Origin of the sequence: Pseudomonas sp. p21, assembly GCF_001642705.1 — a bacterium.
GTDB lineage: Bacteria > Pseudomonadota > Gammaproteobacteria > Pseudomonadales > Pseudomonadaceae > Aquipseudomonas.
This window is the reverse complement of record NZ_LWBV01000001.1, coordinates 515,252-536,884: the sequence shown is the minus strand read 5'-3', so window position 1 is coordinate 536,884 and position 21,633 is coordinate 515,252. Positions and strand designations below refer to the sequence as shown.

At 63.4% G+C, this 21,633-nt stretch carries 26 protein-coding genes; 11 read left to right on the top strand and 15 right to left on the bottom strand.

Annotation, left to right across the window (positions count from 1 at the left end):
• Position 1 precedes the first annotated feature (1 nt).
• The 9 genes from hisD to A4C63_RS02525 all read right to left on the bottom strand — a co-directional run bounded on the left by hisD (position 2) and on the right by A4C63_RS02525 (position 6,893).
• Positions 2-1,327: a histidinol dehydrogenase gene (gene hisD / locus A4C63_RS02565; RefSeq protein WP_063911370.1), complete on the bottom strand. Its 1,326-nt coding sequence runs from the start codon at positions 1,325-1,327 to the stop codon at positions 2-4.
• A 134-nt stretch (positions 1,328-1,461) separates the two neighbouring features.
• Positions 1,462-2,097, bottom strand: coding sequence for an ATP phosphoribosyltransferase (hisG, locus tag A4C63_RS02560; RefSeq protein WP_003257924.1), 636 nt, complete (start codon positions 2,095-2,097; stop codon positions 1,462-1,464).
• A 102-nt stretch (positions 2,098-2,199) separates the two neighbouring features.
• Positions 2,200-3,465 carry a UDP-N-acetylglucosamine 1-carboxyvinyltransferase gene (gene murA, locus A4C63_RS02555; protein WP_063911369.1) on the bottom strand — a complete coding sequence of 422 codons (1,266 nt, stop codon included), beginning with the start codon at positions 3,463-3,465 and terminating at the stop codon, positions 2,200-2,202.
• A gap of 23 nt (positions 3,466-3,488) precedes the next feature.
• The gene (locus A4C63_RS02550; RefSeq protein ID WP_003255121.1) at positions 3,489-3,728 is read right to left on the bottom strand and encodes a BolA family protein; all 240 of its coding nucleotides are present in this window, start codon (positions 3,726-3,728) and stop codon (positions 3,489-3,491) included.
• A gap of 117 nt (positions 3,729-3,845) precedes the next feature.
• Positions 3,846-4,148 carry a lipid asymmetry maintenance protein MlaB gene (locus tag A4C63_RS02545; protein WP_063911368.1) on the bottom strand — a complete coding sequence of 101 codons (303 nt, stop codon included), beginning with the start codon at positions 4,146-4,148 and terminating at the stop codon, positions 3,846-3,848.
• Entirely contained in the window at positions 4,145-4,792 is a 648-nt protein-coding gene (locus tag A4C63_RS02540) for a phospholipid-binding protein MlaC (protein ID WP_063911367.1), read from the bottom strand. Before A4C63_RS02540 ends, A4C63_RS02545 begins: the two co-directional genes overlap by 4 nt.
• A gap of 9 nt (positions 4,793-4,801) precedes the next feature.
• Positions 4,802-5,287 (bottom strand): outer membrane lipid asymmetry maintenance protein MlaD, encoded by a 486-nt coding sequence (gene mlaD / locus A4C63_RS02535; protein ID WP_003257921.1) that lies wholly within the window; start codon positions 5,285-5,287, stop codon positions 4,802-4,804.
• Positions 5,287-6,084: a lipid asymmetry maintenance ABC transporter permease subunit MlaE gene (gene mlaE / locus A4C63_RS02530; protein ID WP_063911366.1), complete on the bottom strand. Its 798-nt coding sequence runs from the start codon at positions 6,082-6,084 to the stop codon at positions 5,287-5,289. Before mlaE ends, mlaD begins: the two co-directional genes overlap by 1 nt.
• On the bottom strand, positions 6,084-6,893 hold the full coding sequence (locus A4C63_RS02525) for an ATP-binding cassette domain-containing protein (protein WP_012270662.1): 810 nt from the start codon (positions 6,891-6,893) through the stop codon (positions 6,084-6,086). The genes mlaE and A4C63_RS02525 overlap by 1 nt, the downstream gene beginning before the upstream one ends.
• 248 nt (positions 6,894-7,141) lie before the next feature.
• Here A4C63_RS02525 and A4C63_RS02520 point away from each other — a divergent pair, with 248 nt between their 5' ends.
• The 10 genes from A4C63_RS02520 (at position 7,142) to A4C63_RS02475 (ending at position 14,155) form a co-directional block, all read left to right on the top strand.
• Positions 7,142-8,116 (top strand): SIS domain-containing protein, encoded by a 975-nt coding sequence (locus tag A4C63_RS02520; protein WP_063911365.1) that lies wholly within the window; start codon positions 7,142-7,144, stop codon positions 8,114-8,116.
• A gap of 12 nt (positions 8,117-8,128) precedes the next feature.
• Positions 8,129-8,653: an HAD family hydrolase gene (locus A4C63_RS02515; protein ID WP_063911364.1), complete on the top strand. Its 525-nt coding sequence runs from the start codon at positions 8,129-8,131 to the stop codon at positions 8,651-8,653.
• Between the two features lie 8 nt (positions 8,654-8,661).
• On the top strand, positions 8,662-9,234 hold the full coding sequence (lptC, locus tag A4C63_RS02510; RefSeq protein ID WP_063911363.1) for an LPS export ABC transporter periplasmic protein LptC: 573 nt from the start codon (positions 8,662-8,664) through the stop codon (positions 9,232-9,234).
• On the top strand, positions 9,221-9,745 hold the full coding sequence (lptA, locus tag A4C63_RS02505) for a lipopolysaccharide transport periplasmic protein LptA (RefSeq protein WP_063911362.1): 525 nt from the start codon (positions 9,221-9,223) through the stop codon (positions 9,743-9,745). Before lptC ends, lptA begins: the two co-directional genes overlap by 14 nt.
• Positions 9,746-10,471 (top strand): LPS export ABC transporter ATP-binding protein, encoded by a 726-nt coding sequence (gene lptB, locus A4C63_RS02500; protein WP_003255132.1) that lies wholly within the window; start codon positions 9,746-9,748, stop codon positions 10,469-10,471.
• Between the two features lie 176 nt (positions 10,472-10,647).
• Entirely contained in the window at positions 10,648-12,141 is a 1,494-nt protein-coding gene (locus A4C63_RS02495; RefSeq protein WP_063911361.1) for an RNA polymerase factor sigma-54, read from the top strand.
• Positions 12,142-12,220: 79 nt separating this feature from the next.
• A complete protein-coding gene (hpf, locus tag A4C63_RS02490; protein WP_003255135.1) occupies positions 12,221-12,529 on the top strand; it encodes a ribosome hibernation-promoting factor, HPF/YfiA family in 309 nt (102 codons plus the stop codon).
• Positions 12,530-12,541: 12 nt separating this feature from the next.
• The gene (gene ptsN / locus A4C63_RS02485) at positions 12,542-13,006 is read left to right on the top strand and encodes a PTS IIA-like nitrogen regulatory protein PtsN (RefSeq protein ID WP_015269060.1); all 465 of its coding nucleotides are present in this window, start codon (positions 12,542-12,544) and stop codon (positions 13,004-13,006) included.
• A 2-nt stretch (positions 13,007-13,008) separates the two neighbouring features.
• Positions 13,009-13,863, top strand: coding sequence for an RNase adapter RapZ (rapZ, locus tag A4C63_RS02480; RefSeq protein ID WP_063911360.1), 855 nt, complete (start codon positions 13,009-13,011; stop codon positions 13,861-13,863).
• A 19-nt stretch (positions 13,864-13,882) separates the two neighbouring features.
• Positions 13,883-14,155, top strand: a complete 273-nt coding sequence (locus tag A4C63_RS02475) for an HPr family phosphocarrier protein (RefSeq protein ID WP_013971075.1) — start codon at positions 13,883-13,885, stop codon at positions 14,153-14,155.
• 364 nt (positions 14,156-14,519) lie between these two features.
• On the opposite strand, the gene A4C63_RS02470 is transcribed toward A4C63_RS02475, so the two are convergent.
• The 4 genes from A4C63_RS02470 to pmbA all read right to left on the bottom strand — a co-directional run bounded on the left by A4C63_RS02470 (position 14,520) and on the right by pmbA (position 18,566).
• Positions 14,520-15,131 carry a superoxide dismutase gene (locus A4C63_RS02470; protein WP_063911748.1) on the bottom strand — a complete coding sequence of 204 codons (612 nt, stop codon included), beginning with the start codon at positions 15,129-15,131 and terminating at the stop codon, positions 14,520-14,522.
• A 75-nt stretch (positions 15,132-15,206) separates the two neighbouring features.
• Complete coding sequence (locus tag A4C63_RS02465; RefSeq protein ID WP_063911359.1) at positions 15,207-16,583, bottom strand: lyase family protein; 1,377 nt, start codon at positions 16,581-16,583, stop codon at positions 15,207-15,209.
• Positions 16,576-16,977 (bottom strand): hypothetical protein, encoded by a 402-nt coding sequence (locus A4C63_RS02460; RefSeq protein WP_063911358.1) that lies wholly within the window; start codon positions 16,975-16,977, stop codon positions 16,576-16,578. Before A4C63_RS02460 ends, A4C63_RS02465 begins: the two co-directional genes overlap by 8 nt.
• 242 nt (positions 16,978-17,219) lie before the next feature.
• Positions 17,220-18,566: a metalloprotease PmbA gene (pmbA, locus tag A4C63_RS02455; protein ID WP_063911357.1), complete on the bottom strand. Its 1,347-nt coding sequence runs from the start codon at positions 18,564-18,566 to the stop codon at positions 17,220-17,222.
• A gap of 108 nt (positions 18,567-18,674) precedes the next feature.
• On the opposite strand from pmbA, the gene yjgA reads away from it, so the two are divergent.
• Entirely contained in the window at positions 18,675-19,196 is a 522-nt protein-coding gene (gene yjgA, locus A4C63_RS02450) for a ribosome biogenesis factor YjgA (RefSeq protein ID WP_063911356.1), read from the top strand.
• A 138-nt stretch (positions 19,197-19,334) separates the two neighbouring features.
• On the opposite strand, the gene tldD is transcribed toward yjgA, so the two are convergent.
• Both tldD and A4C63_RS02440 read right to left on the bottom strand, forming a co-directional pair.
• Positions 19,335-20,774, bottom strand: a complete 1,440-nt coding sequence (gene tldD, locus A4C63_RS02445) for a metalloprotease TldD (protein ID WP_063911355.1) — start codon at positions 20,772-20,774, stop codon at positions 19,335-19,337.
• 2 nt (positions 20,775-20,776) lie between these two features.
• On the bottom strand, positions 20,777-21,628 hold the full coding sequence (locus tag A4C63_RS02440; RefSeq protein WP_015269054.1) for a carbon-nitrogen hydrolase family protein: 852 nt from the start codon (positions 21,626-21,628) through the stop codon (positions 20,777-20,779).
• Positions 21,629-21,633: the final 5 nt, after the last annotated feature.

Below are 21,633 nucleotides of genomic sequence, written 5' to 3'. Positions count from 1 at the left end.
CTCAGTTCCCCTTCTCTTGGGTCAGAATGCGGTATTCAGCGCTGCGGGCGTGGGCGGTCAGCGACTCGCCACGGGCCAGGACCGAGGCGGTATGGCCCAGTTCGGACGCGCCCTGCTCGGAGCAGAAAATGATCGACGAACGCTTCTGGAAGTCATACACCCCCAGCGGCGACGAGAAACGCGCGGTGCCGGAAGTCGGCAGCACGTGGTTGGGGCCAGCGCAGTAGTCGCCCAGCGCTTCGCTGGTGTGGCGGCCCATGAAGATCGCGCCAGCGTGGCGGATGTGCGGCAGCCAGGCCTGCGGGTCGGCCACCGACAGCTCCAGGTGCTCCGGCGCGATGCGGTTGGCCACTTCCATGGCCTGCTGCATGTCACGCACCTGGATCAGCGCGCCACGGCCATTGATCGACTTCTCGATGATCTCGGCACGCTCCATGGTTGGCAGCAGCTTGTCGATGCTGGCGGCAACGCGGTCGAGGAAGGCGGCATCGGGGCTGACCAGGATGGCCTGGGCATCTTCGTCGTGCTCCGCCTGGGAGAACAGGTCCATGGCGATCCAGTCCGGGTCGGTCTGGCCGTCGCACACCACGAGGATTTCCGACGGGCCGGCGATCATGTCGATACCCACCTGGCCGAACACATGGCGCTTGGCGGTGGCGACGTAGATGTTGCCCGGGCCGACGATCTTGTCCACCTGCGGCACGCTTTCGGTACCGTAGGCCAGCGCGGCAACAGCCTGGGCGCCACCGACGGTGAACACACGGTCAACACCGGCGATGCAGGCAGCCGCCAGCACCAGCTCGTTGACCTCGCCACGCGGGGTCGGCACCACCATCACCACCTCGGCCACACCGGCGACCTTGGCCGGGATGGCGTTCATCAGCACCGACGACGGGTACGACGCCTTGCCGCCCGGCACATACAGGCCGGCGCGGTCCAGCGGGGTGACCTTCTGGCCGAGCACGGTGCCGTCGGCTTCGGTGTACTGCCAGGAGTCCTGCTTCTGCCGCTCGTGGTACATGCGCACACGGTTGGCGGCCTTTTCCAGGGCTTCACGCTGGGCCGGGGTAATGCGGGTCAGGGCCAGTTCCAGGCGCGCGCGATCGAGGATCAGGTCGTCAATCGACTTGGCATCGACACCATCGAAACGCTGGGTGAACTCCACCAATGCCGCATCGCCACGCTCACGCACGGCCTTGATGATGTCGAGCACGCGCTGGTTGACCGCGTCATCGGACACACTTTCCCAGCTCAGCAGATGATCCAGATGTCGGGCGAAATCCGGATCAGCAGCGTTGAGACGGGCAATTGCAGTGGACACGGTCATGGCGAGGGCCTCGATTATTGGCGAATGCTCAGGCGCCCTAGGCTACCAGTCCATCCGCGCGGGCACCCGAGAAAAATGGCTATGACGCGGATAGACGGGCGCGACAGCAAAGGCCGCGCACAGTCGGTAGAGAGTCAGCCGCGGTGTCGCGATTCGACCGCACCGCGCAGCGTGTCGATCAGGCTCTGGATACGGGCGTGCTGCATTTTCATGGAGGCCTTGTTGACCACCAGGCGCGAGCTGATCGTGGCGATCAGTTCCTGGGGCTCCAGGCCGTTGGCACGCAGGGTATTACCGGTGTCGACCACGTCGATGATCTTGTCGGCGAGGTTGATCAGCGGTGCCAGTTCCATCGAGCCGTACAGCTTGATGATGTCGACCTGGCGGCCCTGTTCGGCGTAGTAGCGCTTGGCTACGTTGACGAACTTGGTTGCCACGCGCAGACGGCCCTTGGGCTCGGGTGCGCCGACCACGCCAGCGGTCATCAGCTTGCAACGGGCAATCTGCAGGTCCAGGGGCTCGTACAGGCCCTGGCCGCCGTACTCCATCAGCACATCCTTGCCGGCCACACCCAGGTCGGCGGCACCATGCTCGACATAGGTCGGCACGTCGGTGGCACGCACGATCAGCAGGCGCACATCGTCCTGCGTGGTGGGGATGATCAGTTTGCGGCTCTTGTCCGGGTTCTCGGTCGGCACGATACCGGCCTCGGCCAGCAACGGCAGGGTATCGTCGAGAATACGGCCTTTGGAAAGCGCGATGGTCAGCATTGGAACGTCGGTCCTTAAGCGGCTACTGCCGGCCGGGCGTCGAGCCCGACCGCATTCAATTCGTTATGCGGGAGCGGGCAAGCCCACTCCCGCAGCAGACGACTAGCCCGGTACGCGACGAATCTTCGCGCCCAGCATCTGCAGTTTTTCTTCGATGCACTCGTAACCACGGTCGATGTGGTAGATGCGATCGATCAGGGTATCGCCTTCGGCTACCAGCGCCGACAGCACCAGGCTGGCGGAAGCACGCAGGTCGGTGGCCATTACCGGGGCCCCCTTCAGCGCCTTGACGCCAGTGACGATGGCTGTGTTGCCTTCGACCTGGATCTGCGCGCCCATGCGGTGCATTTCGTAGACGTGCATGAAGCGGTTTTCGAAGATCGTCTCGATCACCGCGCCAGTACCTTCGGCAATGGCGTTGAGCGAGATGAACTGCGCCTGCATGTCGGTCGGGAACGCCGGGTACGGGGCGGTACGCAGGTTGACGGCTTTCGGCCGCTTGCCGTGCATGTCCAACTCGATCCAGTCTTCGCCGGTGTTGATGTCGGCGCCGGCTTCCTTGAGCTTTTCCAGTACGGCTTCAAGGATGGTCGGGTCGGTGTCCTTGACCTTGACGCGGCCACCGGTCACGGCAGCAGCGACCAGGTAGGTACCGGTCTCGATACGGTCCGGCATCACGCGGTAATTGGCCGAGTGCAGGCGCTCGACGCCATCGATGGTGATGGTGTCGGTACCCGCGCCCTGGACCTTGCCGCCCATGGCGTTGATGAAGTTGGCCAGGTCGACCACTTCCGGCTCGCGCGCGGCGTTCTGCAGCACGCTGCGGCCGTTGGCCAGGGCAGCGGCCATCATGATGTTCTCGGTACCGGTCACGCTGACGGTGTCGAAGAAGAAGTGCGCACCGCGCAGGCCACCCTCAGGCGCCTTGGCCTTGATGTAGCCGCCTTCGACTTCGATCTTCGCGCCCATGGCCTCAAGGCCACGGATGTGCAGGTCGACCGGGCGCGAGCCAATGGCGCAACCGCCAGGCAGGGCCACTTCGGCCTCACCGAAACGGGCGACCATCGGGCCCAGCACCAGGATCGAGGCGCGCATGGTCTTGACCAGCTCGTAAGGCGCGACCAGGGTCTTGATGGTGCGTGGGTCGATCTCCACCGCCAGCTTTTCGTCGATCACCGGCTCGATGCCCATGCGGCCGAACAGCTCGATCATGGTGGTGATGTCGTGCAGGTGCGGCAGGTTGCCCACGGTGACCGGGCCGTCGGCCAGCAGGGTCGCCGCCAGAATCGGCAGGGCTGCGTTCTTCGCGCCCGAAATACGGATCTCGCCATCAAGGCAAGCGCCGCCAGTAATAATCAGTTTGTCCATTGGAATCTCGCCGCCACGTTGGCTCAGGTGCGCTCAGCCCAGGCTGCGCTGCTGAAAAATTTCATGGTTACCGCATGGATGCTGCCATTGGCGATCCACGGATTCAGGTGAGCATAGATCGCCTGCTGGCGTTTGACCGGGCTCAGGCCAGCCAACTCGTCGCTGATCACGTTCAACTGGAAGTTGCAGCCTTCGCCTTCAACTTCGACCCGGGAACCCGGCAATTTCTCTTCAAGGAAGCTTTTAACTTCTACGGCCTGCATGCTCAACCTCAATCGGCGCCCGATGCGCACGGGTCGGCCATCATACAAAAAAGCCCCTCGCCTGCGAAGCCCAACGAGGGCTTCGCTGACCGAGGGGCCATCACCCGTGCCGAGCTATCAGGTTGCCAGCACTTCGTCAAGGTCATAGACCTCGGCAATTTCCCGCATGTCGTCGGGCATGCTGCGCACCTGGCAGCCCTTGCCGGCGGCCTGGGCATCGCGCATGAAGGCCAGCAGCAACGACAGGCCGACACTGGTGGAGCGCTGCACCGCCGAGCAATCGAGTACCAACTGCACCTCGCGGCAGGCCGCGATCAGTGCCTTGCCCTGCTTGCGCAGGGCCGGCCCGCTGCGGTAGTCCAGCACACCGGCCAGGCGCAACACGCCCGGCTCGGCCATGCTTACACCGGCCTCACTCATTTGACGGTCTTCTCTGGCGAGTTGTCGGCGGCCTGCTTGGCCTTGGCCACTTCGCCGGCCCAGCCGTCGATGGTCTTGTCCAGGTCGTTGCCGTTGCGCTGCATGGCGTCGGCGAACTGGTCGCGGAACAGCTTGCCGATGTTGATGCCGTTGACGATCACATTACGCACCTTCCACTCGCCGCCAATGTTTTCCATGGTGTACTGCACCGGATACACGGCACCGTTGTTGCCAGTGACCTTCATGCCGACGCTGGCGCGCTTGCCGTCATCAGCCTTGGCCGGGTCGACTGCGATGCCCTGGTTGTTGTACTCGAGCAGGGCATTGCCATAGAACTGCATCAGGCTGCGCTTGAAGTTTTCCTGGAAGCGCTGCATCTGCTCAGGGGTGGCCTTGCGCGAGTACTTGACGGTCATGATGCTTTTGGAAATACCGTCGGCATCCACCACCGGGCCGAGGATGCGATTCAGCGCATCGTAGAAGGCATTAGGGTTGGACTTGTACTGTTCCTTGTTGGCCTTCAGGTCGCCCAGCAGTTCAGTGGTGGTGCCCTGGATCACATCGTGTGGGGTCTGCGCAGCCATGGTCAGCAGGGGGAAGGCCGCCAGCAGGACCAGCAGGCCACGTCGCAGGATGGAAATCATGGAAACTCCTTAATTAGCCGGTTGCGCTTCTTTAGGTTCCTTGCCAACGGAGTTGAGCAGGAACTTGCCAATCAGATCTTCCAGCACCAGCGCCGACTGGGTGTCGTGGATGGTCCCGCCATCCTTGAGCACCTGGTCTTCACCGCCCACGCTGATGCCGATGTACTTCTCGCCAAGCAACCCGGCGGTCAGGATCGAGGCAGTGGAGTCGGTCGGCAGGTTGTCCACCGACTTGTCCAGCTGCAGCGTCACCCGACCGGTGTAGGAATCACGGTCCAGATCGATGGCGGTAACCTTGCCGATGGTCACACCGGCCATGGTCACTTTAGCTCTGACCGTCAAACCGGCGATATTGTCGAAGTAGGCATAAACTTTATAGGTATCGCTGCTCGGGCTGGCCGACAGCCCGCTGACACGCAGTGCCAGCAGCAGCAGCGCCAGGATCCCGGCCAGGAGGAACAGGCCGACACCGATTTCCAGGGTGCGGTTTTGCATCAGAAATCTCCAAACATCAAGGCGGTCAGAATAAAGTCCAGACCCAGCACTGCCAACGAGGCATAGACCACGGTCTTGGTGGTGGCACGGCTGATCCCTTCTGAGGTGGGCTCACAGTCGTACCCCTGGAATACGGCGATCCAGGTCGTGACGAAGGCGAATACCAGGCTCTTGATCAGCCCGTTGAGCACGTCGTCGGTGAACGAAACACTGTTCTGCATGTTGGCCCAGAACGAGCCCTCGTAGACGCCCAGCCAGTCCACCGCCACCCAAGAGCCACCCCAGATGCCGACCACGCTGAAAATCAGCGCCAGCAACGGCAGCGAGATGAAGCCGGCCCACAGGCGTGGCGCTACGATGTACTTGAGCGGGTCGACGCCGATCATTTCCAGGCTCGACAACTGCTCGGTGGACTTCATGTTGCCGATTTCGGCGGTCAGCGCCGAACCGGCACGGCCGGCAAACAGCAGCGCCGTCACCACCGGGCCGAGCTCTCGCAGCAGGGTCAGGGCGACCATCTGCCCCACCGCCTGCTCCGAGCCGTACTTGGTCAGGATGCTGAAGCCCTGCAGCGCCAGCACCATGCCGATGAACACCCCAGACACGACGATGATCGCCAGCGACAGCACGCCCACCGAGTACAGCTGCCTGATCAGCAGCTGGAAGCCGCCGCCGATACCGCCACGGCCAATCAGCGCATGGAACAGGAACAGGCAGGAGCGCCCCAGCACCGCCAGCACGTCGATTGCCGAGCGGCCCAACAGGCGGACACGTTCGAGTAAGGATTTTCTGCGCATCAACGCGCCCCCAGCAAGTCGGCGCGGTAGTCAGGCGCAGGGAAGTGGAAAGGTACCGGGCCGTCCGGGTCGCCCTTCATGAACTGGCGAATGCGCGGATTGTCCGAGCCCATCAGTTCGTCAGGCGTCCCCTGGCCCAGCACCTGGCCGTCACCTACCACATAGATGTAGTCGGCGATGCTGGCGGTTTCTGCCAGGTCGTGGGAAACGACGATGCTGGTGATACCCAGGGCATCATTGAGCAGGCGGATCAGGCGCACCAATACACCCATGGCGATCGGGTCCTGGCCGACGAACGGTTCGTCGTACATGAGGATCTGCGGGTCCAGGGCAATCGCCCGGGCCAGTGCCACCCGGCGTTTCATGCCACCGGACAGTTCGTCGGGCATCAGGTCGATGGCACCGCGCAGCCCTACGGCCTGCAGTTTCATCAGCACGATATCGCGGATCATTTCGTCCGACAGCTGGGTGTGCACGCGCAGCGGGAACGCAACGTTCTCGAACACATCGAGATCGGTGAACAGCGCGCCGCTCTGGAACAGCACCCCCATTTGCTTGCGGGCGTCGAACAGGTCGCTGCGCGACAACGTCGGCAGGTTCTGCCCGGCAACCCAGACCTCACCGCTGGAAGGGCGCAACTGCGCGCCCATCAGGCGGAGCAACGTGGTCTTGCCGCAACCCGATGGCCCCATGATACCGGTGACCTTGCCGCGCGGGATGCGAATGTCGACGTTGCTGAAAATGCTGCGCGAACCGCGTTTGAAGGTAACCCCCTTCAACTCGACCGCGTAGGCGCTATCCACACTCATCTAGACTCCTTGCTAGTGCAGCCTCGTCCTTATGGACGTCGGCCTCCATCTGGAAGGCACAAGCGCCCCTGGCAGGCCGAATAGCGGCGAACTATAGCACCGCTGACAGCGCCGCCCCAAGGTCGGCTAACGAGTCGTTCAGCCCTGCGACAGGCTAACGAGACATTCGCCACGGCAATCGAAAGCGTGAGGGTTTCTTTCATTGCAGCTATAATCGCCGCCTTTTCATCAGGCATTGCTTTTTCGACATGAGCCAATCCAGCGAGCTGATCCAATCCGCCCAACGCACCCTGCGCCTGGAACTCGAGGCCGTAGAGGCCCTGCTGGCGCGCATCGACGACAATTTCGTCAAGGCCTGCGAACTGATCCTGGCCAGCAAGGGCCGGGTCGTCGTGGTCGGCATGGGCAAGTCCGGGCACATCGGCAACAAGATCGCCGCCACCCTGGCCAGCACCGGCACACCGGCGTTTTTCGTGCACCCGGCCGAAGCAAGCCATGGCGACATGGGCATGATCACCCGCGATGATGTCATCCTTGCCCTGTCGAACTCCGGCAGCACCGCCGAAATCGTCACCCTGCTGCCGCTGATCAAGCGCCTGGGCATCAAGCTGATCAGCCTGACCGGCAACCCGGACTCGCCCCTGGCCCAGGCTGCCGAGGTCAACCTCGACGCCCGCGTCGAGCAAGAGGCCTGCCCGCTGAACCTGGCCCCCACCTCCTCCACCACCGCATCGCTGGTGCTGGGCGACGCGCTCGCCATTGCCCTGCTCGAAGCCCGCGGCTTCACCGCCGAGGACTTTGCCTTCTCGCACCCGGGTGGTGCGCTGGGCCGCCGCCTGCTGCTCAAGGTGGAGAACGTGATGCACGCCGGCGACGAACTGCCCAAGGTGCCCCGTGGCACCCTGCTCAAGGACGCACTCCTTGAAATGTCCCGCAAAGGCCTGGGCATGACCGTGATCGTCGAAGCCGACGGCAAGCTGGCCGGGATCTTCACCGACGGTGACCTGCGCCGCAGCCTGGACCGCAACATCGACGTTCACACCACCCTGATCGACCAGGTCATGACCGTGCACGGCAAGACGGCCCGCGCCGAAATGCTCGCGGCCGAGGCCCTGAAGATCATGGAGGACCACAAGATCGGCGCCCTGGTGGTGGTGGACCGCGAGGACCGCCCGACCGGAGCCCTGAACATGCACGACCTGCTGCGCGCCGGCGTAATGTAAAGGAGCGATGGAATGAACCAGGACCTCATGCAACGCGGCAAGCATATCAAGCTGGCAGTGTTCGACGTGGACGGCGTGCTCACCGACGGGCGCCTGTACTTCCTCGAGGACGGCAGCGAGTTCAAGACCTTCAACACCCTCGACGGCCAGGGCATCAAGATGCTCATGGCCTCGGGCGTGACCACGGCGATCATCAGCGGGCGCAAGACCCCGGTGGTCGAGCGCCGGGCGAAGAACCTCGGCATCCCGCACCTGTACCAGGGCCGCGAGGACAAACTGGTGGTGCTGGACGGCCTGCTCGCCGAACTGGGCCTGAGCTATGCTGAAGTGGCTTACCTGGGCGACGACCTGCCCGACCTGCCGGTGATTCGCCGGGTCGCCCTGGGCATGGCGGTGGCCAACGCCGCGCCGTTCGTTCGCCAGCACGCCCATGGCGTGACCCAGGCACGTGGCGGCGAAGGCGCGGCCCGTGAATTCTGCGAACTGATCATGCAGGCCCAGGGCACCCTGGACGCTGCCAACGCCAATTACCTGTAAGGCTGCCCATGTTCAGCAAGAAAGCCCGCAACATTGCGCTGCTCGCGGCAATCGCCGCCCTGCTGGTGGCGATCGGCTACTGGAATGTCAGCCCGGAAAGCTTCCTCGACAAGCCGGTGGCCCAGGTCGACGCAAGCGCCATCGACTACTACGCGATCAACGCCCACAGTGTGCAGTTCCTGCCCGACGGCAAGCTGCAGTACGAAATGACCGCCGACAAGGTCGAGCACCTCAAGGCCAGCGAAATCACCCTGCTGACCACGCCGGACCTGCACCTGTACCGCGGTACCGAATACCCGTGGCACGTGCAGAGCACCCGCGCCGAGGTCAACCCGGACGGCAGCGAGGTCGAACTGATCGACAAGGTCCGGGTTGCCCGCACCGACGAAAAGCAGCGTGAAACCATCATTACCAGCTCACGCATGACCGTGTTCCCGCAGAAGCAATATGCGCAGACCGAGCAAGCCGTTAGAATCGACGGCGCCGGTGGCACAACTACGGGCAAAGGAATGAAAGCGTATTTGAAAGAAGGCAAGATGGACTTGCTCTCTAACGTAAGAGGACAGTATGAGGCTCGTTAAAACCCTCCCCCTTTTGCTCAGCCTGAGCGCAGCACTGGGAAGCGCGAGCGCCCTCGCCCTGCCGAACGACCGTGACCAGCCTATCCGCATCCAGGCCGACAACGCCCACCTGGACGACAAGCAGGGCGTGGCCACCTACACCGGCGACGTGATCATCACCCAGGGTTCGATGATGATCAAAGGCAACACCGTGACCATCACCCGCTCCGCCTCCGGCGATATCGACGTGGTGACCTCGGTGGGCAACCTGGCCTACTTCGAGCAGCAGCAGAGCGCGGCCAAGCCGGACAAGATGAAAGGCTGGGGCGTGACCATCCAGTACCAGTCGCAGAAGGACCTGGTGATCCTCACCGACCGCGCCAAGGTCGAGAACGAAGGCAACACCACCGAAGGCGAGAAGATCGTCTACAACACCCAGACCCAGGTGGCGACCGCCGGTCGTGGTGGCAACGTGACCTCGCCGCGTCAGCGTATCGACATGGTGATCCAGCCCAAGAAGAAGGCCGAGTAAATGGCAACCCTCAAAGCCCAGCACCTGGCCAAGAGCTACAAGGGGCGGCAAGTCGTACGTGATGTCAGCCTGTCGATCGACAGCGGCCAGATCGTCGGCCTGCTCGGCCCCAACGGCGCCGGCAAGACCACTTGCTTCTACATGATCGTCGGCCTGGTCCAGGCCGAGCAGGGGCGCGTGCTGATCGACAACCTCGATGTCAGCCACCAGCCCATGCACGGGCGCGCCCGCGCCGGCATCGGCTACCTGCCGCAGGAAGCCTCGATCTTCCGCAAGCTGTCGGTGGCCGACAACATCATGGCCATCCTCGAGACCCGCAAGGACCTCGACCGCGACGGCCGGCGCAAAGAGCTGGAAAGCCTGCTGCAGGAGTTCCACATCAGCCACATCCGCGACAACCTCGGCATGAGCCTGTCCGGCGGTGAGCGCCGCCGCGTGGAAATTGCCCGCGCGCTGGCGACCGCGCCCAAGTTCATCCTGCTGGACGAACCCTTCGCCGGTGTCGACCCGATCTCGGTCGGCGACATCAAGCAGATCATCCACCACCTCAAGGCCAAGGGCATCGGTGTACTGATCACCGACCACAACGTGCGTGAGACCCTGGATATCTGCGAAACCGCCTATATCGTCAATGATGGCCGACTGATCGCCGAAGGCGACGCCGAAACCATCCTGGCCAACGACCTGGTCAAAGAGGTTTACCTGGGCCACGAGTTCCGGCTCTGAGCCCGGCACGCGCCTGGAGTACTGGCAAATCGCCCTGAAACAGCGGGTAAAGTTGTTACAGTGCTCTAGGCAAACGCTACAATTTAAGGCATAAAACTTGCTTGATTTGGCGCTCCGGCGCCCTCGTGTAGTGGATGGCGCATGCGCGCCGGCGAACAAGGTATTAAGCCCCAGCCATGAAACCATCGCTCGTCCTAAAAATGGGCCAGCAACTGACGATGACACCGCAGTTGCAACAGGCCATCCGCCTGCTCCAGCTCTCCACCCTGGACCTCCAACAGGAAATCCAGGAAGCGCTGGAGTCGAACCCGATGCTCGAACGTCAGGAAGACGGCGACGACTTCGACAACAGCGACCCGATGGCGGACAACGCCGAGAACAAGCCGGCCGCCGAAGTCCAGGACAACAGCTTCCAGGAAAGCACCACCAGTGCCGACACCCTGGAAGACGGTGAGTGGAGCGAGCGCATCCCCAACGAACTGCCAGTCGACACGGCCTGGGAAGACATCTACCAGACCAGTGCCAGCAGCCTGCCAAGCAACGATGACGACGAGTGGGACTTCACCACCCGCACATCGGCCGGCGAAAGCCTGCAAAGCCACCTGCTGTGGCAGCTGAACCTGGCACCGATGTCCGACACCGACCGCCTGATCGCCGTCACCCTGATCGACAGCATCAACGGCCAGGGCTACCTGGAAGACACCCTCGAGGAAATCTGCGCCGGTTTCGACCCGGAGCTGGATATCGAGCTGGACGAGGTCGAAGCGGTGCTGCACCGCATCCAGCAGTTCGAGCCCGCCGGTATTGCCGCCCGCAGCCTAGGCGAATGCCTGTTGCTGCAACTGCGCCAGCTGCCCGCCAACACCCCGTGGATGACCGAAGCCAAGCGCCTGGTCACAGATTTCATCGACCTGCTCGGCAGCCGTGACTACAGCCAGCTGATGCGTCGCATGAAAATCAAGGAAGACGAGCTGCGCCAGGTCATCGAGCTGGTACAAAGCCTCAACCCGCGCCCCGGCTCGCAGATCGAGTCCAGCGAGCCTGAGTACGTGGTGCCCGACGTCATCGTGCGCAAGGACAGCGACCGCTGGCTGGTGGAACTGAACCAGGAGGCCATCCCGCGCCTGCGCGTCAACCCGCAGTACGCCGGGTTCGTGCGCCGGGCCGACACCAGCGCCGACAACACCTTCATGCGCAACCAGCTGCAGGAAGCGCGCTGGTTCATCAAGAGCCTGCAAAGCCGCAACGAAACCCTGATGAAGGTGGCCACGCAGATCGTCGAGCACCAGCGCGGCTTCCTTGACCACGGTGACGAAGCGATGAAGCCGTTGGTGCTGCATGACATCGCCGAAGCGGTGGGCATGCACGAGTCGACCATTTCGCGGGTTACCACGCAGAAATACATGCACACGCCGCGTGGCATCTACGAACTGAAATACTTTTTCTCCAGCCATGTCAGCACCTCCGAAGGCGGAGAATGCTCGTCCACGGCGATCCGCGCGATCATCAAGAAACTGGTTGCGGCGGAAAATCAGAAAAAGCCATTGAGTGACAGCAAGATCGCTGGTTTACTGGAGGCACAAGGCATCCAGGTAGCCCGTCGCACCGTCGCCAAGTACCGCGAGTCCCTCGGCATCGCACCGTCGAGCGAGCGCAAGCGACTGATGTAGCCCCTGAGATGTACCAAAGCGTTTGTGGGGCAGGTGCAAGACCTGCCTCTTTATGCACGGGCAACAAAGGAGAAGCTGTATGCAAGTCAATATCAGTGGACAGCATGTAGAAGTCACCCAGCCACTGCGCGATTATGTGCTTGAAAAGCTCGCTCGCGTGGAAAGTCACTTCGACAAGATCACCAACGTGCAGGTCATCATGAAAGTCGAGAAGCTGCAGCAGAAGGTCGAAGCGACCTTGCAGATTCCTGGCGGCGAAGTGGTTGCCAACGCCGAACACGAAGACATGTATGCAGCGATCGACGCCTTGGCCGACAAGCTCGACCGCCAACTGAAAAAACACAAGGAAAAACAGCAAAGCCTGCTGCAAGGTGCAGCTGCCCGCTGATCCCCCTCATCCATGATCCGACTTGAAACCATCCTGACCCCCGGCCGTTCCCTCGTGAACGTGCCGGGCGGCAGCAAGAAGCGCGCCCTGGAAAAGGTCGCCACCGTCATCGCCGAACAAGTGCCAGAACTGGAGATGCAGGATGTCTTCGAAAAACTGGTCGCCCGGGAAAAACTCGGTTCGACCGGTTTCGGCAATGGCATCGCCATCCCGCACTGCCGGCTTGAAGGATGTTCCGCTCCGGTCAGCGCCCTGCTGCACCTGGAAGCCCCTATCGACTACGACGCCATCGATGGCGCGCCGGTGGACCTGCTGTTCGTCCTGCTGGTGCCGGAAGCCGCCACCGATGCCCATCTGGAACTGCTGCGCCAGATTGCCAGCATGCTCGATCGCAAGGAGGTCCGTGATCGCCTGCGTGCGGCCACCAGCAGCGAGGCCCTGTTCCAGGTTGTCCTGGACGTACAGAACGAGCACTGAACATGCGCCTGATCATCGTCAGCGGCCGGTCCGGCTCCGGCAAGAGCACCGCCCTCGATGTCCTGGAAGACAACGGTTTCTACTGCATTGACAACCTGCCCGCCGGGCTGCTGCCGCAGTTGGCGGAAAATGCGCTGATCAACACCGAATCGCAGCAACCCAAGGTCGCCGTGTCGATCGACGCGCGCAACCTGCCCAGCCACCTGACACGCTTCCCCGAACTGCTCGAAGAAGCCCGCGCCCGGCACATCCAGTGCGACGTGTTGTACCTGGATGCCGACGAAGACATGCTGCTCAAGCGCTTCTCGGAAACCCGCCGACGCCACCCGCTGACCAACGCCAACCGCTCGCTCGCGGAAGCGATTCGTGTGGAAAGCGAATTGCTGGGGCCGATTGCGGACCTGGCCGACCTGAAGATCGATACCACCAACCTGAACCTTTACCAGCTGCGTGATTCGATCAAGCTGCGCCTGCTCAACCAGCCCGAGCCTGGCACCGCGTTCCTGGTCGAGTCGTTCGGTTTCAAGCGCGGAATGCCGGTCGATGCCGACCTGGTGTTCGATGTGCGCTGCCTGCCCAACCCCTACTGGAAGCCCGAGTTGCGTGAGCACTCCGGCCTCGACCAACCGGTGATCGACTACCTGGCCGCACAGCCGGATGTCGAAGAGATGTTCAACGACATTTCCAGCTACCTGCTCAAGTGGCTGCCCCGCTTCGCCGCCAGCAACCGTGCCTACGTTACCATTGCCATTGGCTGCACCGGCGGCCACCACCGCTCGGTGTATATCACCGAACGCCTTGGCCAGTTGCTGCAGCAATCCCTGAAAAACGTCCAGGTCCGCCACCGCGACCTCTAGCCCAAGGATCCACCCCACGATGCCCGCCCGTGAAATAACCATCATCAACAAGCTGGGTCTGCATGCCCGGGCGGCAGCCAAGTTCGTCGGCGTTGCCGGCCGCTTCCCCTGCCAGGTCAGGGTTGGCCGTGCGCCGGACAAGCTGGTGGATGGCAAGAGCATCATGGCGGTGATGATGCTGGCGGCCGGCAAAGGCACCCAGGTGCACCTGCATACCGAAGGTGAGCAGGACGACGATGCCATGGCAGCGCTGGTCGAGCTGATCAACAATTATTTCGACGAAGGTGAATGAATTTCGCTGGCCCGCACGGTCCTTGTGGGAACAGCTAGATTGCCCAGTCCTTTGGGCTGCGCAAGCGGTCCGCGTACCCTGTGGGAGTGGCTTTAGCCGCGAAGAATCCAACGCGGTGCATGGCACCGGCTGCGCCGGTGTTCGCGGCTGAAGCCGCTCCCACAGCGAAGCCGGTGCCCCCATCATCAGGCGCAAGCCAATACACAGCCCCAAGCCGGCCAAGCCAGGTCCAACCAGGTGAAACCGCGCGCCAATAGCAGCGCAGTGCCTACCAGCAACAGCAAAGTCCCAAGCGTCAGGCGAAACAAGCGAAACAAGCGCACACGGCTGACAGCCATCATCCCGGGGCGCATTCCGGTGCGACTCACTTCAGGGCTTCGAGGTAGCGGCGCTCCACTTCCGCCCAGTCAATGACGTTGTAGAAGGCACCGATGTATTCCGGACGACGGTTCTGGTACTTCAGGTAGTAGGCATGCTCCCACACATCCAGGCCGAGGATAGGTGTATTGCCGTGCATCAGCGGGCTGTCCTGGTTGCCACTGCTTTCCACTGCCAGGGTTTTCTGCGGTGTCACGCTGAGCCAGGCCCAGCCACTGCCGAAGCGGGTCAGCGCAGCCTTGGTGAAGGCCTCCTTGAAGGTGTCGAAACCGCCCAGCTGCGCGCTGATGGCTTGCGCCAGCGAGCCCTGCGGCTCCCCCCCACCCTGCGGCGACATCACGGTCCAGAACAGGCTGTGGTTGGCGTGCCCGCCGCCATGATTGGTCACCGCACCACGCAGGTTTTCCGGCAGTTGCCTGACCGCACCGACCAGTTTTTCCACCGGCCACTCAGCCCACTCGGTGCCTTCGATGGCGGCGTTGAGGCCATTGACGTAGGTCTGGTGGTGCCTGGTGTGGTGGATTTCCATGGTCTGCGCGTCGATGTGCGGCTCCAGCGCAGCGTAGGCATAAGGCAGTGCAGGCAAGGTATGAGGCATTTCAGCAAATTCCATAGGCATGGGTTGGGCGATGGCCAGCACGGCCATCGCAGGCGCTTGGGCCGTGACTCCGTGTCAGATACCACCGGCGGTGAGTTTTTCCGGGTCCAGCAGCGCTTCCAGCTGGTCGCGCGACAGGTCGGTGTGCTCCAGCGCCACGTCGATGATAGGTCGGCCCTGCTTGTAGGCGGTCTTGGCGATTTCGGCGGCCTTGAGATAGCCGATGATCGGGTTCAGCGCGGTGACCAGGATCGGGTTGCGCGCCAGGGCTTCCTTGAGCTTGCTTTCGTTGACCTTGAAGCTGGCGATGGCCTTGTCGGCCAGCAGGCGGCTGACGTTGGCCATCAGCTCGATGCTCTCCAGCAGGTTGCGGGCGATCACCGGTAACATCACGTTCAGCTCGAAGTTGCCGGACTGGCCGGCGATGGCGATGGTGGCATCGTTGCCGATCACTTGGGCGGCGACCATGGCGGTGGCCTCCGGAATCACCGGGTTGACCTTGCCTGGCATGATCGAAGAGCCCGGCTGCAGGCCTTGCAACTCGATTTCGCCCAGCCCGGCCAGCGGGCCGGAGTTCATCCAGCGCAAGTCGTTGGCGATCTTCATCAGCGCCACGGCAGTAGTCTTGAGCTGGCCCGACAGCGCCACGGCGGTGTCCTGCGAGCCGATCAGGGCGAACAGGTTCTGCCCGGGGGTGAACTCGACCTGCGTCAGGCCGCTGAGCTGGCGGGCGAAGCCAGCAGCGAACTGTGGGTGGGCGTTGATGCCGGTGCCCACGGCGGTGCCCCCCTGGGCCAGCGCCTGCAGGCTCGGCAGGGTCGCTTCGATGTGTGCCTTGGCGCCAGTGATTTGCGCCGCCCAGCCATCCAGCACTTGGCTCAGGCGCACGGGCATGGCGTCCATCAGGTGGGTGCGGCCGGTCTTCACGTACTGATGCACCTGTGCCGACTTGGCCTCGATCACCTGCACCAGGTGCGCCAAGGCTGGCAGTAATTGCTCGTGCAGGGCCAGGGCGGCGCTGACGTGGATGGTGGTCGGGATGATGTCGTTGCTGCTCTGGCCGCAGTTGACGTGGTCGTTGGCGTTGACAGCGTCACCCAGCACGCGGCTGGCCAGGGTGGCGATCACCTCGTTGGCGTTCATGTTCGAGCTGGTGCCAGAACCGGTCTGGAACACATCCACCGGGAAGTGCTGGATGAAATCTTCAGCCAGCAGCTGCTCGACTGCCTTGACGATGGCCTGTCCCTGCGCAGCCGACAGCTGTTCCAGTTCGACGTTGGCCTTGGCCGCGGCAGCTTTGGCCAGCAGCAGCGCACGAATGAACTGGGCCGGCATGCGCTGGCCGCTGATCGGGAAGTTGTCGACCGCGCGCTGGGTCTGGGCACCGTACAGGGCCTGGGCCGGCACCTGCAGTTCGCCCATGCTGTCACGCTCGATACGGGTATCACTCATCATCAAATCCTTGCATCAGTTCATCGGGAGAAATCGACGGCAGCAGGCGGCAGTTGGCCAACTGCAGGGCGTAGGGCTGCCAACGCGGGTTCTGTGCCTCGCGGTCGAGGTTGCGCAGGTCCAGCAGCGGGCGCCAGGCCTGGTCCAGGCACAGGCAGCGCCAATGCCAGGGCAGCATGCGGTCGCAGGCGGTATCCAGCAGCAGGCGAAAGGAAGTCAGCGCCACCGTCCATGGCGAGGTCTCGGTGCAGCACACCAGGTAGCGCCCTTCGGCCAGGTAATGCTCGATCAGGCGCGGCTCGTCGGGTTCGAGCGCGCAGCGGATGCGTCGGCTGAGCCAACGCCAGTTTTCCAGGTAGGGCAGTTCGCGGAGGACGGGTTTCATGAACATCATCGCCGAGTTACTGGATAATGATATTCATTATTAGGTGATAACTAGAATCACTTCAAGGAAAAGGTGATGAAACAAAAACCCGGCGCGGGGGCCGGGTCTTCGATTTTCTTGAAAATTCTCTGTAGCCTGCACCGGCCCTTTCGCGGGCTTGCCCGCTCCCACAGGGATCGCACAGGTTTCAAGCTTGATGCAGTACCTGTGGGCGCGGGCAAGCCCGCGAAGAGGCCGGTGCAGGTTATGGATCAACTGCCTGCTACAGTCATCCGCTCGATCAGCACCGAACCGGTGTGAATGTTGCTGCGGGTCTCAAGATCGCTGCCAATCGCGACAATCTGCTGGAACATGTCTTTCATGTTCCCGGCAATGGTCACTTCCTGCACCGCGTGCTGAATCTCGCCATTCTCGACCCAGAACCCTGCCGCGCCACGGGAATAATCCCCCGTCACCATGTTCAGGCCATGCCCCATCAGCTCGGTCACCAGCAGCCCGCGACCCATGCGGCGGATCAGCGCCGCCTGGTCTTCGACACCGTGGCTGACGAACAGGTTGTGCACACCGCCGGCGTTGGCCGTGCTTGGCAACCCCAGCTTGCGCCCGGAATAGGTACCCAACAGGTACGAGACCAGTTCGCCCTTGTCGACGAACGGCTTGGCATAGGTAGCCAGGCCATCGCCATCGAATGCGGCACTGCCCAGTGCCCGCGGAATGTGCGGACGCTCGTCGAGGGTCAGCCAGGTGGGGAACAGGCGCTGGCCAATGGTCCCCTCCAGGAACGAGGATTTGCGGTACAGGTTGCCGCCGGAGATGGCCGACAGGAAGCTGCCGAACAGGCCACCGGCCAGCTCGGCCGAGAACAGCACCGGCACCTCGCAGGTCGGCACCGGCCGCGCACCCAGGCGGCTGGCGGCACGCTGGGCAGCGCGCACGCCGATGCTACGCGGGTCGGCCAGCAGGTTGCCCTGACGGTTCACGTCGTACCAGTAGTCACGCTGCATCTGCCCGTCGCCTTCGGCGATCATCACGCAGCTCAGGCTGTGCCGGGTCGAGGCGTAACTACCGATGAAGCCATGACTGTTGCCATACACGCGGCAGCCCTGATGGGTATTGAGGGTGGTACCGTCGGCATTGAGGATACGCGGGTCGGCGTCGAACGCCGCCGCCTCGCAGGCCAGGGCCATCTCGATGGCCTTCTCAGGCTCGAGGTTCCAGTCGTGGTACAGGTCCAGGTCCGGAATCTCGCGGGCCATCAGCGCTGCGTCGGCCAGGCCGGAACACTCATCCTCGGAGGTATGCCTGGCAATCGCCAAGGCGGCGGCGACGGTTTCGCGGATCGCTTCCGGGCCACTGGCCGAGGTGCTGGCCGAGCCCTTGCGCTGGCCGACATAGAGGGTGATGCCAAACCCCTGATCGCGGTTGAACTCGACCGTTTCGACCTCACGCTGACGTACCGTGGTGGACAGGCCCTGCTCCAGCGACACTGCCACTTCGCAGGCACTGGCCCCTTGGCGGCGCGCTTCGGCGATGATCGCCTCGACCTGCTCCTGCAATGCTGGCAGGTCCTTGGGACCTACGCTCTGGACTGCACTCATGGTTTTCTCCACTCAAATTCTGCGTTCGGCAAGGGTCATTCTACGACCGGGCCGGACAAGCGGCCCCCGACTGGTTATCATGGCGGCGATTTCTAGCGGACTGCCACCATGGTTGATTCAAACGACGACGCCTTCGACGGCGAAAAAAGCAAAACCCAGATCAAGCGCGAGCTGCATGCGCTGGTCGAACTCGGCGAGCGCCTTACCACGCTCAAGGCCGATACCCTGGCCCGCCTGCCGTTGACCGACGAGCTGCGCAAGGCCTTGGCCGAAGCCAGCAAGCACACCGCTCACGGTGCCCGTAAACGCCACATGTCGTTCGTCGGCAAGCTGATGCGCGTGCAAGACCTGGATGCCATCCACGCCTTGCTCGAACAGATGGACAGCTCGACCCGCCAGTACAACGAGCGCTTCCACAACCTGGAGCGCTGGCGCGACCGGCTGATCGACGGTAATGACGAAGACCTCGAGCGCTTCGTCAACGAGTACCCCGACACCGACCGCCAGCAGCTGCGCTCGCTGGTACGCCATGCCCAGCACGAGAAGGCGCGGAACAAGCCGCCTGCCGCCGCGCGCAAGGTGTTCAAGTACATCCGCGACCTGGACGAGCTGCAACGCGGCTTGCGCTGAATCGCTGGGGCCGCTTTGCGGCCCAATCGCGACACAAGGCCGCTCCCACAGTAAGTGCGCTGCCATTTCTGCACGGCGCGGTCCCTGTGGGAGCGGCCTTGCGTCGCGAAAGGACCGCAAAGCGGTCCCAGATGGCCATCACGCCCCTGTACCGCCCACGGTAATCGCATCCAGCTTCAAGGTCGGCTGCCCGACCCCGACCGGCACCGACTGCCCGTCCTTGCCGCAAGTCCCTACCCCGCTGTCCAGCGCCAGGTCGTTACCGACCATCGACACCCGGCTCATCGCCTCCGGGCCATTGCCGATCAGGGTCGCCCCCTTCACCGGCGCGGTAATCTTGCCGTCTTCGATCAGGTAGGCCTCACTGGTCGAGAACACGAACTTGCCGCTGGTGATGTCCACCTGGCCACCGCCGAGGTTGGCGCAGTAGATGCCCTTCTTCACCGAAGCGATGATTTCCTGCGGGTCGCTGTCGCCGGCACGCATGTAGGTGTTGGTCATGCGCGGCATCGGCAGGTGCGCGTAGGATTCACGGCGGCCGTTGCCAGTCACCGCCATGCCCATCAGGCGCGCGTTCAGCTTGTCCTGCATGTAGCCCTTGAGCACACCGTTCTCGATCAGCGTGGTGCACTCGGTCGGAGTACCTTCATCGTCCACGCTCAGCGAACCACGGCGGCCTTCGAGGGTGCCGTCGTCGACGATGGTGCACAGGCTCGACGCCACCTTCTCGCCAATGCGGCCGCTGAACGCCGAGCTGCCCTTGCGGTTGAAGTCACCTTCCAGACCATGGCCGACAGCCTCGTGCAGCAGCACGCCTGACCAGCCCGAACCCAGCACCACCGGCAGGGTACCGGCCGGGGCCGGGATCGCTTCCAGGTTCACCAGGGCCTGGCGCAGCGCTTCGCGGGCATAGCCCATGACCCGTTCCTCGGTGAAGAAGCGGTAGTCGGTACGCCCGCCACCGCCCTGCCCGCCACGCTCGCGGCGGCCGTTCTGCTCGACGATGACGCTGACGTTGAAGCGCACCAGCGGGCGCACGTCGGCGGCCAGGCTGCCATCGGCCGCAGCGATCAGGATGCGCTCCCAGACCCCGGCCATGCTCACACTGACCTGCTGGATACGCGGGTCCAGGGCACGGGTAGCGGCGTCGACACGCTTGAGCAGCTCGACCTTCTCGGCACGGCTGAGCACATCCAGCGGGTTGTCCGCCGAATAAAGGGCGGTCACGTCCTGGCTGCGGAAGGCCTGTACCTTGCCGTTCTGCCCGGCACGCGAGATCGAACGGGCGGCCCGGGCGGCCGAGGTCAGCGCCTCGAGGTTGATCGCGTTGCTGTAGGCGAAGCCAGTCTTTTCACCGGACTGGGCACGCACGCCCACGCCCTGGTCGAGGTTGAAACTGCCCTCTTTGACGATGCCGTCTTCCAGCGCCCAGGTTTCCGAGATCTGGCCCTGGAAATACAGGTCGGCGGCATCGATGCCGGGGCCAGCCAACTCACCCAGCACGCTCTGCAGGCTGTCCAGGGTCAAGCCGCCTGGGGCCAGGAGCTGCTCACTGACGGTGGATAACATCTGGCTCATAGTCACTCCGAGGTGTGCGCAGGCCGCAACGCGCCCTGCGAGAAAAAGCGCCGGTGCGATACCACCGGCATGCGCGCCCGGATGGACGCTTGTTCGTCAATGTCGCGCTCGGCGAGCAGTACCGCTTCACCTTGCGCCTGTTCCGCGACGATGCGCCCCCAAGGGTCGACGATCGCCGCATGGCCATGGGTTTCCCGTGGCCCCGGGTGGGTACCACCCTGGGCCGCAGCCAGCAGGTAGCACTGGGTCTCGATGGCACGGGCGCGCACCAGCACTTCCCAGTGCGCCGCGCCCGTTACCGCAGTAAACGCGGCCGGCGCAGTGATCAGCTCCGCGCCGGCGGCGCGCAGCGCGCTGTACAGTTCGGGGAAGCGTAGGTCGTAGCACACGCTCAGCCCCAGCCGCCCCACCGGCGTATCAGCCACCACCACCTGGGCGCCGTGTGCGTAGTCGTCGGACTCGCGATAGCGGCCACGGTTGTCGGCAACGTCGACGTCGAACAGGTGCAGCTTGTCATAGCGTGCCGCTACCTCGCCGTGTTCGTCGATCAGCAGCGAGCAGGCATGAGCCTTGGCCTCGGGCTGGCCGACCGGTGGCAATGGCAAGGTACCGGCGACAATCCATAACTTGAGGTCGCGGGCGGTGCGTTTCAACCATGGCAGGATCGGCCCTTCGCCCAACGCTTCGGCGCGCCCGATGGCAGCGGCGTCCTTGCGGCCCATGGCGGCGAAGTTTTCCGGCAGCACGGCCAGCCGTGCACCGCCAGACGCGGCCTGCTCCAGCAGGGCACCGGCGCGCTGCAGGTTGGCCAGCACATCGTCCTGGCTGACCATCTGGATTACCGCTGCCTTCATGGGCA